The following is a 13,389-nucleotide window of genomic DNA, read 5'->3' as shown; positions in this document are numbered from 1 at the left end:
AATGTTACGGGCGAATTTCACGGTTTTACGGGCGAATATCGCCATCTTGCGGGCGAATTTATCCATCTTACGGGCGAATCGTTACTTTTGAACTATAAATACAGCTTTAAATTTCAACTAGACACCGCTAATCCGAAACTTCTCAAACAAAGTAAACACGCCAAACTAACAGCAGTCGTCATCTGTAAGAAAAGCGGTACGTTAGACCGCTTTCCCCACAGCCCTAATTGTTTTGACGCTTATACATCCACAATAATCCCGATTTCATTAAACGCGCAATACGCCCTGTTACAGTCGTATCAGCTAAATGCACGAAGCCTTGCTTCTTTCCTAATGCCCCCATAAAACCTTTTAGCTTAATTTCTGGCATTGTTTCTGGTAGTGGCTCGTTATTCCAACGATGGCGCAACACCTTGACGATGCGCTCACCTTGCTCCTCTGCAAGCTGCGCTGTTGGTGGTAAATCGGATGATGCACAATCTCCTACGACAAAAACATGCTCATCATTTGATAATGTAAAATATTTTGTGACAATAGGACGACCAAATTTATCCTTTTCAACTTCCATATCGCGTACAATTTTCACAGGTTGCACACCAGCAGTCCAAACAACAGCATCTACATCAATGACTTGGTCATGATTATAAATTTTGTTTTCCTCAACCTTTGTAATATTCGATTCCGCAATCACTTCAACATCATGTTTAATAAACCATGATTTCACATAATTGCTTAGCTTCTCAGGGAAGTCACGTAAAATACGTGTTGAGCGGTCAAATAATTTAATCTTTAAATCTGCACGGCTTTCACGTAGCTCACTTGCCATTTCGATACCGGATAAGCCTGCGCCAACGACAGCGACAGTTGAGCCTGGTGGTAGGCTACAAAGTTTTTCAAATGTAATACGCGATTTGGCGATTGTTTGAATACTAAATGTATGCTCCTTGGCACCTGGTACACCATGATATTTATCTTCACAGCCCAGACCTACAACTAAATCATCATACTGTACCTCTTGACCGCCCTCTAAATAGACTGTTTTATCTTCACGGTCAATACGAATTACTTCACCAAAAACTGTTTTTAAACGTGGATGCTCTGGAAAGGCTACACGAATTTCTTTATCCGTCGAAGTGCCAGCAGCAAGTGCATAAAATTCTGTTTTTAAGCTGTGAAATGATGTGCGGTCAATTAAAATAATTTCTGTGTCTTGTGGTAAATTATTTGGTAGTAGGCGCAGCAATATGCGCATATTTCCATAACCGCCACCTAATAGCACTAATTTTTTCATATAAAAAATCTCCTTTTTTGCTTATCCGCTTTACTTATTCAATACGAGTATAGCTCATTGTGATATATTTCACAATATGTTCCGAAGCTTTTTGTGAAATATTTCACAAAATATGTTGTTTGACGTAATCACTAAAAAAAAGTAGCATACAATTGTGAGGTGACTTGTAGTGAATCCAATGGTTGAATTTTGTATTAGCAATTTGGCAAACGGTGCACAGGAAACATATGAAGCACTTGAAAAAGATCCGAATATCGATGTACTTGAATACGGCTGCTTAAGCTTTTGCACAAAATGCTCAGAATGCTTTTATGCGCTTGTCAATGGAGATATCGTGGAAGCTGACTCGCCGAGTGAGCTAACGAAAAAAATATATGATTACATTGAGGAAAATCCACTTTGGTAAAATAAAGTGAACCTTCAAAAGGAACACAAACTAAGAGCTTCACACCCTGTGAAAACGCTTGTGTGACTAACATCATCGTGTTGACCCCAATCGGTTTTTTATAGGCTGTTTGATTCCCTATGAAATAGGAATCTTTACGGCCTAAAAAATAGCTGTAGAGAAAGGTATGTATCCTTCCCTACAGCTATTTTTTCTATTTCATCTGTTTTAATACCTCTTCTTTAATAAATGGCTCTGGACTATAAAAATCTGGTGATTTAATAATTTTGCCGTCTTCGCGACATTTCGCATATTTATTGCCGTTTTCGTCTGTAAAAAGTTTCGACATATTTGCGCCTTGCACAATATCAAAGACAGGTTCAATATCAACGCCAATTTCGACTGCTGAACCGAATGAGAAATATAATTGGTCTGCCAAAGCATCTGCCTGTGCAATCACTTTTTCTTCAGCTGTTTGTGGAAATTCACCATTTAATGATTTTTCATAGGCCTTTTGCATACCAGTTAAAAAGCGCTCATAGCTTTCCATAAACTCTTCCTTCGTTGAACAAGAGGCTGCAATGAACTCAATTGCTTCCTCCGCTGTCCAGACACTGCGGTTAATTGCTCGCTCGCGCTCCATCGGCACAAGCTGCTCTGGTGCTGGATGATTAAATGCGATATGAAAATCGCGAACATGATTTTGTAATTTGTTTGCAAACTGTTTCATAAAAACTTCTACTCCTCTTTCAATATAGCTTTAATCATACACGAACTATATCAAAAAGAGAAACTATATTCGCCTATTCAAAAGTTTATTTGCTTAAAAAGGCTGTTTGATTGCGCCCTGCTTTCTTCGCCATATATAGCGCTTGATCTGCTAAATCTAAGCACTCGTCAAACTGTTCGTTATTTTCTACTTCTTGCACAACATATCCAAGACTCACAGTTATATAAGCAGATACTTCCGATTTTTCATGTGGTATTTGTAGTTCTTCAATCGTTGTACGAATATTTTCAGCAATGATTGCCGCATCCTCAGTTGATATATCTAGACCGACAACTAAAAACTCCTCCCCACCAAATCGACACGCCAATAAGCCTTGTTCTTCCGTAAAATGTGCGAGCGTTCTCCCAACAGCTTGCAACACTTTATCGCCTTTTGGATGACCATAAAAATCGTTATATGTTTTAAAAGAATCGATGTCAAATATAAAAATCGCCATATTTTGTTTTGCTGTCATGAGGTTATTCACATAGCGCTCTAAATAATAACGATTTGCTAATTGTGTAAGCGGATCCCTATTTGCATAAAATTCCAAATTTTGATTCAAAGCAATTAACTCTTCATTTTGCTCATTTAATAGCAACCTTTGTTTATAATTATTTTCTGTTTGCTTAAACATAGAATATGCCGCAATAATAATAAAAATCCAAAAGAATGAAATATTAATCATATGTCCACTTAATGCTTTTCCAGTTGGTACAATATAAAGAAAGCCCATTATGAGAACTAAAACAGGAATAATATGTATAGCAAAAAAAGTTCTTTTATTACAAATGAATAACGTCGCTACAATTACTAAGTTTGTTAAATACACTGTTACATGCCCATAGGATTTTTGGTCAATTAATGTAATTGTTACTCCCCATAAAAGCGTAAATAAATAATAAGCAAACATAATGCCCTGCGCTAAATTATAGCGTTTCTCTGCTAGCTTTATCCGCTGTACACCATGTATCCCAAGCAAAGTGATGACCGAGACAATTAACAGTGACAAATAAAGCTGTACATAGTAATGGAGCGAGAAACCATAATAATAAATATTGCGAGCAAGTAAGCTGAGCTCTAATATAATGGCAATTCTTGCCGCATACTTGACACGCGTAATATTATTTTCCGTTAAATAATGAAAAAAATGCTTATCAAAATTCCCCATTTATGCCCCCCATAATATCCCTCTAGTTTTAAAAGATTTTTTGAACTAAAAAATCTTTAATTAAAAGTATAGAGATAGCACAAATAATTGCAATAAACGTTTCGCTTATCACAGAAAAATAGTCAAAAATTTATTATGAATAGTGGCTGTTTTATCATTAATAGCATTTCTCTTCAAATAACTATAGAGTATCTTTCTACTAGATTGACAAGCAGCAAATCTTCATCAAAATACTGCGCATTGAATTTTAATGCATTTTATTCCGAACCATAAGTTTCAAAGCCTAAAGATGTAGAAAATTTCTTTGTTGAATAATTTTCAGATACAACAGTCAAATTATTTAGCAAGTATTTAATGTATAAGATAAGGCTGTCTAACAAGGTATTCCCTTTTTAGACAGCCTGCCATCAAGCATTATTTTTCTAAAAAATTAAAATTAAATGTATCATCTGTAATCGGCTGTACTTTTGCCAGTGCATAAGTTGAGCCTTTTTGAGAGAAGAAATCGTATGTTGAGCCTTCGTTGCGAATACCGTTCATAACGATTGGGTTCACTTCCTCTTCTGGGAACATTGTGTCTAAACCTAAGTTCATTAACGCTTTATTAGCATTATAACGAACATATGCCTTCACTTCTGGTGAAAGACCTGTTTCCGCATAAATATCTTCCGTATACTTCATTTCGTTTTGGTATAAGTCTAACAGTAGCTCGTAGCCCCATACTTTTAACTCATCTTGCTTTTCTGGCGAGAACTTTCTGAACAGATTTTGCGCAAAGAAGCCAATTGCTACACCATGAATGGATTCATCACGTAAAATAAGTGAAATAACCTCGGCACTGTTGCGTAAAGTACCTTGTCCACCTAAATAAAGCGGATAGAAGAAGCCTGAATAGAATAAAAAGCTTTCGAGCATAACAGAAGCAAACATCGCTTTCCATAAGGATTCATCATCATCTTCTTTAATTGCTAAATAAACATCGCTTATACGATTTGCTTTATATTGTAAAAATTCATTTTTCTTGACCCATTCAAAAACGGCATCAATTTCATCATTATTACAAAGTGTTGTAAAAATATAGGAATATGATTTCGCATGAATTGCTTCAAAAGAGCCAAAAACAGTTAGTACCGCTTTTTCCTGCAAATCATTATTATATTTCGCAATTTCGTTCATTCCGATATTCGTTTGCACTGTATCTAGTAATGTTAAGCCACCGAACACTTTTTTGTACGTATCTTGATGCTCGAAGTCTTTCCACTGCTTAATATCCTTGGAGACCGCAATTTCCTCTGGCTGCCACATTTGCTTCCATTGCTGATCCCAAAATACTTTTGCTAAATCGCTTGTCGGCTTGTTCCAGTTAACCGCCTCATATTGTTTTAAATCGAGCATGATACACACTCCTCTAACGTTTGTAATCGTTGACGTACATAGTACACGGTTTTAATGCCCTTCATCCAAGCATAAATATAGATTTTCGCTAATTGCTCTGTTGTCCAACGATCCGTTACATACAATGTCATTGAAATCCCTTGATCGACATGTTTTTGTGCAGCTACATATAGGTCGATTAACTTATATGGATCTACTTCATATGCTTCCACATATAAATGTCTGTTATCATTGTTTAAAAACGGCATCGGATAAATTGTACGGCTATCCGCATAGTCACGAATTTCCACACGTTCTGTACATGGTGCAAGTGAAGCTGTACTGCTGCGAATATAAGAAATACTACCAGTTGGAGCAACAGCTAAACGATAAGCATTAAATACGCCATGCTCCGCCACTTGCTCCTTCAATTCTTGCCACATTGCTGCTGTAATCACAGGTACATTGCCTAGTGCTTCTTTGACGATAGCAGATGGCTCCTTATCCTCTTTTGTTATATACGCATCAAAATAGCGACCATTTGCATATTCGCTATCCTCATAGCGATAGAACGTCTCGCCTTTGTCTTTTGCAATTTGCATCGATGCTTGTAGCGAATAGAAGTTTAATGCCTCCATAAAGTAATCAACAAATTCGATTGATTGTGGTGAGCCATATAAAATATTCGATTGTACTAAGTGTCCGTGTAAGTTCATGACACCAAGACCAACTGAGTGCATTAGTTTATTGGCCTTCGCTACAGATGGTACATTTTTAATATTTGTCATTAACGATACATTTGTTAATAGCTGCATACCTGTCGTTACTAACTCATCAAAGTGCTCGCTTTTCGTTGCACGGTGAATGTCGATTGAGCCTAAGTTACACGATACATCTAAGCCATAGTCGTTTGGCTGATCCATATCTGTAATTTCGCTCGTGGATTGTACTTGTAAAATTTCTGTGCACAAATTCGACATTTTCACGCGACCTAAGCCTTTTAAGGCATGATTATTATTCACATTATCATCAAATACCTCAAATGGGTAACCTGATTCAAATTGTGTTTTCTTAATTTCTGTATAAAGCTTGCGTGCGTTAATACGTTTTAGCTTGCGAATGTTTGGATTATCAAGCAATTCATAGTACATTTCTGACATGCTAATTTCTGACATGCGCTTGCCGTACTCACGGTAAATGTCATATGGGCTAAATAAAATAATATCTTTATCACGCTTCATCAGCTCAAAGAAAATCGATGGGATAATTACCCCTGTAGATAATGTTGCTAAGCGAATCTTTTCGTCAGCATTTGGCTTTTTTGATGAAATGAATTCCTCAATATCACCGTGGAAAATATTTAAATAAACCACCCCTGAGCCATTTCGTTGACCTAGTTGGTTGGAATAAGAGAAAGAGTTTTCTAATAGCTTAGCAACAGGCATTACACCGCTCGCACGATTTAAAATTCCTTTAATCGGATCACCTAATGGGCGCAAATCGGTTAGCAATGTTCCTACGCCTCCACCTAAGCGAGATAGCTCTAAACAATAGCCGATATTTTCTGCGATGGAATTCATCGTATCGTCAACTGACAATTTAAAGCAACTTACAAGCTCACCACGCGCCTTTTTACCGCTGTTTAAGGCAGTTGGTGTCGCTGGCTGATATGCCTCCATAATGCTGCGTACAGCACGCTCTGCAAGGTCTTGATCTCCCTGCGCTAAATATAAAGAGATAATCGCAATGCGGTCTTCATATTTCTCTAAAATTTCCTGACTGTCACGACTCTTCATCGCATAACTTTCATAAAATTTGCTGGCGCTCATAAAAGATGGAAAGCGGAACTTATAAGAATAAGCTATTTTGAATAGCTTTTTAATAAACGCCATCGGATACATTTCCAAAAAGTCTCTTTCATAGTACCCTTCATCGACTAAATATTTCAGCTTTTCTTCCAAATCGATATAATAGCGCATTTTCACATTTACATTTTCTAAAAAATATTTACGTGTTGCCTCTTTATCTTTGTCTAAATCTAAAATGCCTGTAGAGCTATAACTATTCAGTAAATCATTATTGAGCTTTAAATACTCTTTCAAGTCGTTTTCCCACCTTTAATTACTGTTTGATAATATTCCCGAATCGCTTCATAATCGTGTGTAAAGCCTCGAAGCTCTATTTTGCGAACAATGGGTATTTGATAAGCAGCGTTTATTTTGTCAGCAGAGCCACAAAAAACATGATGTCCAAAATTGGAGTTACCACTTGCAATAACGCCTTTGCAATATTCGGCATTGTCTTGTAAAAATTCCTCTACTATTTGTGGCACAGTACCAAGTCCATCCGTATAAGTAAATAATAAATAGGGCTCAGTAAGTTTGAGCCCCTTTGTCATTTCGATGTTAGGTAATTGGAGCTGATTGATAATAAAGCGCACATTCCCTGTCCTGCTTGCAAAGACAATCATCCAACTAGCTTGCTAATCTCTTCGTTAATTTGTGAAAAATCATGGATTAGCTGACCATCGATTTCTAAAATAGGCACTGTTAAAAAACCTGCATTGACGATTTTTTCTTTTGCTTCAGTATCTAAGTCGATATTAACCGTTTCATAGCGCCCCTCTAAACCAGCTTCATTTAACTCCGATTTAACAAACATACATTTTGGACAAACTGTTTTTGTGTACAAGATCATTACGACAACCTCTTCCTATTGATTTTTTGCAAAGCATGTACCTATGAAATGCATCATTCTTCATTTATTAACATAATTATTGCGAACAATTCTTATATTTTGAAAACTAAATTTCATTTTTTCATTAATCTCATCGCTATATATGCTTATAATCTGAACAAAAACTAGACATGGATACTTGCTAAAACACGAGGAAAAGCCTTTATATGGCTATTCTCATTATATTTTCTATATGTAGTGCATTCTTTCATAACACTACACTATATATAGTGTTTATTTTGAACTGCATTTATTGTAACATACTCGATTTTAAAAAAACAACTCTTGCAATTTTTTAATTTTCATGAAAACATATATTCCATTTTGAAAATCATCATAAATACCTATTGTATTTAATTTGTTTGTCCTCAAATTTTAACAGCCAGCAAAAAACTATATCAAAATAATTTTGATATAGTTTTTATAACATCATTCTATTCCCAATCACTTAATGAATTCAAGCAATAAGTTGGTTGTTTTTCTTGCAATTGCACTTGTGCTGTAGAAGTAACACCTGTATTCACATGAACCGTATCGCAACCAAAACGAATACCGCATAAAATATCCGTTTGATAATTATCGCCAATCATGACCATATCATTTTTACAATAATGATGCTCTGTCGCGATAGCTTCCAGCATAATTGGGGACGGCTTCCCTATAAATATAGGCTCCACATCTGCAACGTTTGCCACAAGCTGGACGAAGGAGCCATTTGCAGGAACGAAGCCTTGCTCTGTTGGAAATTTAATATCCCCATTTGTGCCGATTAACTTTGCTCCATTTTGAATGGCTATGCAAGCAGTAGCCAGCTTCGTATAATCTACTTGCTGATCCAGCCCCATAATGACAACACTTACATCTACATCATTCGTTATATGTATTCCTTTTTCCTTTAAAGCAACACGAATACCGTCTGAACCAATCACCTGTACTTTCACTTGTGGAAAATGCTGTTCGATATATGTAGCTGTCACAAGCGCACTCGAATAAATGTGGTGTAAAGGCGCTTCAATACCTAAAGTCGCTAATTTTTGCTGTATTTGTTGTGGTGTTTTCGCCGCATTATTCGTTACATAAAAAGGCTCAATACCTTCTCTCTGTAATTTTTGAATAAAGGCAACAGCACTTTCAATTCCTTGATCACCACGGTAAACGGTCCCATCTAAATCAAAACAATAAGCTTTATAGTGTCTCATTATTTATCCTCTGGTAAAAATGCGGATACAGGACCAAGCTCATTTGTTAAATAATTTTGCACTTTACTTGAAAACTGTTTTAAAGCGTCTAGAGAGCCTGTTAGCACTTTTACGACTTCTTCATCATCTACTTGAATAAATTCGCGTACAAGCATTTTACGTAAGCCGACAACAGCTTTTAAAGAGGCTTCCATATCTGCTGAAATGACTTTCTCATCTACTAATATATCAATAATGTCCTCATAGCTACCTGGGTCGCGCATAATAAAGCCATCAATCATTAAATTGCCGACATCCATCATCGACTCCATTACGTTATGACCTATACGCTCAAGCGCTAGCTTTGTCACATCATTTTCTAGCCAATTGTCCTGTCCTTCAAAAATGGCTAGCAATGTATCTAAATGTTGTAAGTTTAATGCAACCTTATTTCGATCTACAAAATACATTCAAACGCCTCCTAGTACCTAAAAAGTTGATAGTGTTTTCTTATCTATAGTAACATATTCTAGAGATACGGAAGGAGATAGAAATATAAATGGAAAGATTTTTCTTATATGATGATGTCGAAGATACAAAAACACGCTTCGTTAGCTTTGCAGGTAAAACGCAGCGCTATGATTTAGCTATATTACAAAGCGGTCGGTTTTTTGGGAAAGTGCTCGTTTTAGATATTCAATTTGGGCGCTTTGCTATTATTGGCCCTGATGATGTAGAGGAACCAGGATACTTAGAGCATGTTTACAATCGCAGCGAAGAGGAAACGACTGATTTACGCGCTTATTTAACGGAATTGTTGAGCTAAGCTTTAGTTCGAAAGTAATGATTCGCACGTTAACAGAGACGTTTCGCACGCAAGCAGTATAAATTCGCACATTAGTTTAACACTCTCGCACGTGATGCTACACATATGAAAAGAGGCTGTAGGAAAAGTCCTACAACCTCTTTTTTATAGTTCTTCTACAATCTCTTCCGCAACTTCCTGCTGTGGTGCACGCCCTGATTTTTGGACAATAAAATAGGCACAGCCAAAGTTACAATACTCAAATAAATAATCTTCAAATGTGCTAATTTTTGTGTCAAATGTTGATTTATGATTTTTATCATCAAAAAATCCTTTTAGACGAAGTTGACCGTAGCCCCAATCGCCTACGATATAATCGTATTTTGTCAAAATGTCGGAAAAGCGCTCTAAAAAGGCTTCTTCATTAAAACCTTCTCGCACATCTTCAATCACTTCATACATATAACCTTCCGCAACAATCATTGAAAACCCACCTATCTATTCACACATTCCTTAGGCGTTTACGTTTGCCTGTTCTTGACGTTCTTTTGTTGCTGCATTTACTTGCTCATCCGCATGGTAGCTACTGCGCACTAATGGACCTGCTTCACAATGGCTAAAGCCTTTTTCCATCGCAATTTTACGAAGCTTTCCAAATTCAAGCGGTGAGTAATATTTTTTAACAGATAAATGTTTTTTTGTCGGCTGTAAATATTGACCAATTGTCATAATATCAACATTATTTGCGCGTAAATCATCCATTACCTCTAAAATTTCATCCCAAGTTTCGCCAAGACCTATCATTAAAGAGGATTTCGTTGGGATTTCTGGCTGCATTTCCTTTGAACGACGTAAAAATTCCAAGGAGCGATCGTATTTGGCACGTGCACGCACTCTTGGTGTTAAACGGCGTACAGTTTCGATATTATGATTTAAAATATCGGGTTTTGCATCCATCACCATTTGTAAATTTTCCTCGGTACCACCTAAATCAGATGGCAATACTTCAACAGATGTTGCTGGGCTTTTACGACGAATCGCACGAATTGTTTCTGCTAATACTTCTGCGCCACCATCTTTCAAATCATCACGTGCCACCATCGTAATAACGACATGCTTTAAATCCATAATTTTTACAGAATCTGCTACGCGCTCTGGCTCTGCTAAATCTAGCTCTGTTGGCAAGCCTGTTTTCACCGCGCAAAAACGACATGCACGCGTACATACTGAACCTAAAATCATCATCGTTGCTGTACGACGCTCTCCCCAACATTCATGAATATTTGGACAACGCGCTTCCTCACAAACTGTATGCAAGTTATTTTCGCGCATTAATTTTTTTAAGCCTTTGTATTGATCGTTTGTATTTAATTTTATTTTTAACCATTCTGGTTTACGTAAATGTTCTTCTTTTGCTGTAGGTTTACAAGATGTCATTCAGTTTCGCCCCTATCAAAAACTATAGTACTTTTAGTCAATGTACCATATTCCATGCGCTACAACAACTTTTTATCTTAATTCAGCACAATATTCACATCTTTATAAGTATGGCTTGCTGAACATCTCAGAGCGCAATAACTGTGTAGCCTACAGCGGTTAAAAAGAAGCCTTCATAACATAGTTTAAGCCATTGTCTCATATCGTAACGATTTCAGGTGAACTTCCACTTACTCATAACTGGACAAAGATAATGGATTCACTAGTCATAAGGTACTGGTACTTCCAAAGATGGCTGTACGCCTTCTCCTCCCTTTGTATAAATATGTGGAACGGAGCCTTGCACTAGGCCAATAGCTACTGGAATATATTGCTCTACCGTTGATGATTTGCTAGCAAATGGTACAATAATTTGAACATTTACTTCCAAATGAATACTAATTTCGACATAGGCATTGTTAATCCCAAATTCTCGAATTGTTGATTCCACATCGCTATGCACATTTCCAATAATGTGAAAGCGAATCGGTATTTTTGGTCCTAAATTCCCTAACAAAGGCAGATTAGCAGCTTGCCCAAGTGGTACAAAAAAAACAATACCATCACCTGTATCCATTTTCCCGACATCATATTCGACATTTTCCAAATTAGGTAAATGAGTTAAATCGCCATTTTCTGCTTGCTGTAAATATTCCTTTACAAGCGATTGTGTCTCGGCCCGAACGCGATTAATAATTTCTGTATTAAATTTGGTCGTAATCATGTCGCTTGAGCCTGATGGCAAATTTTCAATAATATCATTTACATCCATTACACCAGAAGTACGCGCATTAATTGCTTTATTGACAACAAAAGAGGCTATTTTATTCGTTTGTACCTCGGCATATTGCAAATAGGTCGGCATTAAACGAGCATTTATCCAATATAAAAATAAAATAATAACAAGTATCAGTGTCAAAATGACAAAAACAGCCGTATTTCCTCTTTTTTTATACTTTTTAAATCGCATTTTCCTTCGTTGTAGAAACAGAAAAATCCCCCTTGCTCTATTCGTATGAGCAAGAAGGGATAACTATTCAGAAGGAATAAATTCTGTGTCGATTTTTTCAATTGTTTCATTTGGTGCAGTTGCTAAATTAATTTCATATGTAGCGACGAGCATCTCACCGTTCTCTTCAAAAATCCTTACGTATGGCCTTGCCGGATATAACTCATTTTGTCGTGAAACGATGCCACGGCGATTACCAGATAAAGTAATTACCGTTCCATTAGGATAATGAACAATGCATTTTTTCAACGCTTCAACAACCTTCACATCATACAATTTTCCTGCATCCTTTTCAAGAATTGCCATACCTTCTGTAGGTAACGATTTTTCTCGATAAATACGATTTGATGTAACCGCATCAAATACATCAGCTACACCAATAATTTTAGCAAATGGATGAATTTCAAACTCCACTAATCCTCTAGGGTAGCCACTGCCATCTAAGCGTTCGTGATGTTGGAATGCACAGTGTGCTACCAAGAGTGAAATCGAATGTAGATTACGCAGTAAATCGAAGCCATAGCGAGTATGTAATTTCATTACATTATATTCTTCTTCTGTCAAAGCACCTGGTTTCTTTAAAATATCGGCTGGTATTAATAATTTGCCGATATCATGCAAGATTGCACCAATGCCAATTAAACGTAACTCCTCGTAGGAATGCCCTAATTCCTTCGCAATAGCAATTGAATATAATGTTACTTGGAAAGAGTGATGGTATAAATATTCATCATATAAATAGGCATCTGATAAAATAGTCAAAAATTCATGGCTATTTAAAATCGTATCTAAAAGCCCTTCAACAATACCGCTTATCGCCTTTGATTGTTGTTCAATAATATACGATGCTTGTGCACCTTTAAGGTTTCTAACAACCTCAAATGTTTTAGTCATTTCTTTTACTACTCGATGGCGAACAATTGGGTCGACTGTTTCCTCAATTTGAATGCCATCAGATATTAGATCATCTATATAAATATATCGAATATTCAATTGTCGCAATCTTTCAATTATTCGTTGATTTATAACAACGCCTTGGTGTAAGAGTGGATGACCTGCTTCATTCCATATCGTCTTGCCAACGACCATGCCTTCCTTCACAACATTTAATGATATTAGTCGCATACTTATCATTTAACCCCAATTCTACTATATACATTACTTGTATTATATAAGTAATAAGCGAAATAAGATA

At 36.5% G+C, this 13,389-nt stretch carries 15 protein-coding genes; 2 read left to right on the top strand and 13 right to left on the bottom strand.

What is annotated here, in order from left to right:
- Positions 1-223: 223 nt before the first annotated feature.
- On the bottom strand, positions 224-1,291 hold the full coding sequence (locus C9J34_RS14445; RefSeq protein WP_107840882.1) for an NAD(P)/FAD-dependent oxidoreductase: 1,068 nt from the start codon (positions 1,289-1,291) through the stop codon (positions 224-226).
- A 169-nt stretch (positions 1,292-1,460) separates the two neighbouring features.
- Between C9J34_RS14445 and C9J34_RS14440 the strand changes: the two genes are divergently transcribed.
- Entirely contained in the window at positions 1,461-1,697 is a 237-nt protein-coding gene (locus C9J34_RS14440) for a YuzB family protein (RefSeq protein WP_107840881.1), read from the top strand.
- 193 nt (positions 1,698-1,890) lie between these two features.
- Here C9J34_RS14440 and C9J34_RS14435 read toward each other — a convergent pair whose 3' ends face one another.
- The 8 genes from C9J34_RS14435 to C9J34_RS14400 all read right to left on the bottom strand — a co-directional run bounded on the left by C9J34_RS14435 (position 1,891) and on the right by C9J34_RS14400 (position 9,374).
- Complete coding sequence (locus C9J34_RS14435; RefSeq protein ID WP_107840880.1) at positions 1,891-2,406, bottom strand: pyrophosphohydrolase domain-containing protein; 516 nt, start codon at positions 2,404-2,406, stop codon at positions 1,891-1,893.
- 85 nt (positions 2,407-2,491) lie between these two features.
- The gene (locus C9J34_RS14430; RefSeq protein ID WP_107840879.1) at positions 2,492-3,616 is read right to left on the bottom strand and encodes a GGDEF domain-containing protein; all 1,125 of its coding nucleotides are present in this window, start codon (positions 3,614-3,616) and stop codon (positions 2,492-2,494) included.
- A 414-nt stretch (positions 3,617-4,030) separates the two neighbouring features.
- A complete protein-coding gene (gene nrdF / locus C9J34_RS14425) occupies positions 4,031-5,011 on the bottom strand; it encodes a class 1b ribonucleoside-diphosphate reductase subunit beta (RefSeq protein ID WP_107840878.1) in 981 nt (326 codons plus the stop codon).
- Complete coding sequence (nrdE, locus tag C9J34_RS14420; protein ID WP_107840877.1) at positions 4,999-7,092, bottom strand: class 1b ribonucleoside-diphosphate reductase subunit alpha; 2,094 nt, start codon at positions 7,090-7,092, stop codon at positions 4,999-5,001. The genes nrdF and nrdE overlap by 13 nt, the downstream gene beginning before the upstream one ends.
- Positions 7,089-7,460 (bottom strand): class Ib ribonucleoside-diphosphate reductase assembly flavoprotein NrdI, encoded by a 372-nt coding sequence (gene nrdI, locus C9J34_RS14415; RefSeq protein ID WP_107840876.1) that lies wholly within the window; start codon positions 7,458-7,460, stop codon positions 7,089-7,091. The genes nrdE and nrdI overlap by 4 nt, the downstream gene beginning before the upstream one ends.
- Positions 7,457-7,687 carry a glutaredoxin family protein gene (locus tag C9J34_RS14410; protein WP_107840875.1) on the bottom strand — a complete coding sequence of 77 codons (231 nt, stop codon included), beginning with the start codon at positions 7,685-7,687 and terminating at the stop codon, positions 7,457-7,459. Before C9J34_RS14410 ends, nrdI begins: the two co-directional genes overlap by 4 nt.
- 473 nt (positions 7,688-8,160) lie before the next feature.
- Positions 8,161-8,925: a TIGR01457 family HAD-type hydrolase gene (locus C9J34_RS14405; RefSeq protein ID WP_107840874.1), complete on the bottom strand. Its 765-nt coding sequence runs from the start codon at positions 8,923-8,925 to the stop codon at positions 8,161-8,163.
- Positions 8,925-9,374: a DUF86 domain-containing protein gene (locus C9J34_RS14400; protein WP_107840873.1), complete on the bottom strand. Its 450-nt coding sequence runs from the start codon at positions 9,372-9,374 to the stop codon at positions 8,925-8,927. The genes C9J34_RS14405 and C9J34_RS14400 overlap by 1 nt, the downstream gene beginning before the upstream one ends.
- Before the next feature lie 89 nt (positions 9,375-9,463).
- Between C9J34_RS14400 and C9J34_RS14395 the strand changes: the two genes are divergently transcribed.
- The gene (locus C9J34_RS14395; RefSeq protein ID WP_107840872.1) at positions 9,464-9,730 is read left to right on the top strand and encodes a DUF3055 domain-containing protein; all 267 of its coding nucleotides are present in this window, start codon (positions 9,464-9,466) and stop codon (positions 9,728-9,730) included.
- A 144-nt stretch (positions 9,731-9,874) separates the two neighbouring features.
- Here C9J34_RS14395 and C9J34_RS14390 read toward each other — a convergent pair whose 3' ends face one another.
- From C9J34_RS14390 to C9J34_RS14375, 4 genes are all read right to left on the bottom strand, one after another.
- Positions 9,875-10,192 (bottom strand): YutD family protein, encoded by a 318-nt coding sequence (locus tag C9J34_RS14390; RefSeq protein WP_107840871.1) that lies wholly within the window; start codon positions 10,190-10,192, stop codon positions 9,875-9,877.
- A 30-nt stretch (positions 10,193-10,222) separates the two neighbouring features.
- Entirely contained in the window at positions 10,223-11,146 is a 924-nt protein-coding gene (gene lipA / locus C9J34_RS14385) for a lipoyl synthase (RefSeq protein ID WP_107840870.1), read from the bottom strand.
- 262 nt (positions 11,147-11,408) lie between these two features.
- On the bottom strand, positions 11,409-12,155 hold the full coding sequence (yunB, locus tag C9J34_RS14380; protein ID WP_107840869.1) for a sporulation protein YunB: 747 nt from the start codon (positions 12,153-12,155) through the stop codon (positions 11,409-11,411).
- 63 nt (positions 12,156-12,218) lie between these two features.
- Positions 12,219-13,319 (bottom strand): HD-GYP domain-containing protein, encoded by a 1,101-nt coding sequence (locus C9J34_RS14375; protein WP_107840868.1) that lies wholly within the window; start codon positions 13,317-13,319, stop codon positions 12,219-12,221.
- Positions 13,320-13,389 lie beyond the last annotated feature (70 nt).

Source organism: Metasolibacillus meyeri (genome assembly GCF_003049505.1).
Lineage (GTDB): Bacteria > Bacillota > Bacilli > Bacillales_A > Planococcaceae > Metasolibacillus > Metasolibacillus meyeri.
This window is presented reverse-complemented; position numbering and strand designations above follow the sequence as displayed.

Bases quoted from the DNA above. Each gene is read 5' to 3' on its own strand.
- C9J34_RS14445 (WP_107840882.1), bottom strand. From the start codon at position 1,291: ATGAAAAAATTAGTGCTATTAGGTGGCGGTTATGGAAATATGCGCATA.
- C9J34_RS14435 (WP_107840880.1), bottom strand. From the start codon at position 2,406: ATGAAACAGTTTGCAAACAAATTACAAAATCATGTTCGCGATTTTCAT.
- C9J34_RS14430 (WP_107840879.1), bottom strand. From the start codon at position 3,616: ATGGGGAATTTTGATAAGCATTTTTTTCATTATTTAACGGAAAATAAT.
- nrdF (WP_107840878.1), bottom strand. From the start codon at position 5,011: ATGCTCGATTTAAAACAATATGAGGCGGTTAACTGGAACAAGCCGACA.
- nrdI (WP_107840876.1), bottom strand. From the start codon at position 7,460: ATGATTGTCTTTGCAAGCAGGACAGGGAATGTGCGCTTTATTATCAAT.
- C9J34_RS14410 (WP_107840875.1), bottom strand. From the start codon at position 7,687: ATGATCTTGTACACAAAAACAGTTTGTCCAAAATGTATGTTTGTTAAA.
- C9J34_RS14405 (WP_107840874.1), bottom strand. From the start codon at position 8,925: ATGAGACACTATAAAGCTTATTGTTTTGATTTAGATGGGACCGTTTAC.
- C9J34_RS14400 (WP_107840873.1), bottom strand. From the start codon at position 9,374: ATGTATTTTGTAGATCGAAATAAGGTTGCATTAAACTTACAACATTTA.
- C9J34_RS14395 (WP_107840872.1), top strand. From the start codon at position 9,464: ATGGAAAGATTTTTCTTATATGATGATGTCGAAGATACAAAAACACGC.
- C9J34_RS14390 (WP_107840871.1), bottom strand. From the start codon at position 10,192: ATGATTGTTGCGGAAGGTTATATGTATGAAGTGATTGAAGATGTGCGA.
- lipA (WP_107840870.1), bottom strand. From the start codon at position 11,146: ATGACATCTTGTAAACCTACAGCAAAAGAAGAACATTTACGTAAACCA.
- yunB (WP_107840869.1), bottom strand. From the start codon at position 12,155: ATGCGATTTAAAAAGTATAAAAAAAGAGGAAATACGGCTGTTTTTGTC.
- C9J34_RS14375 (WP_107840868.1), bottom strand. From the start codon at position 13,319: ATGCGACTAATATCATTAAATGTTGTGAAGGAAGGCATGGTCGTTGGC.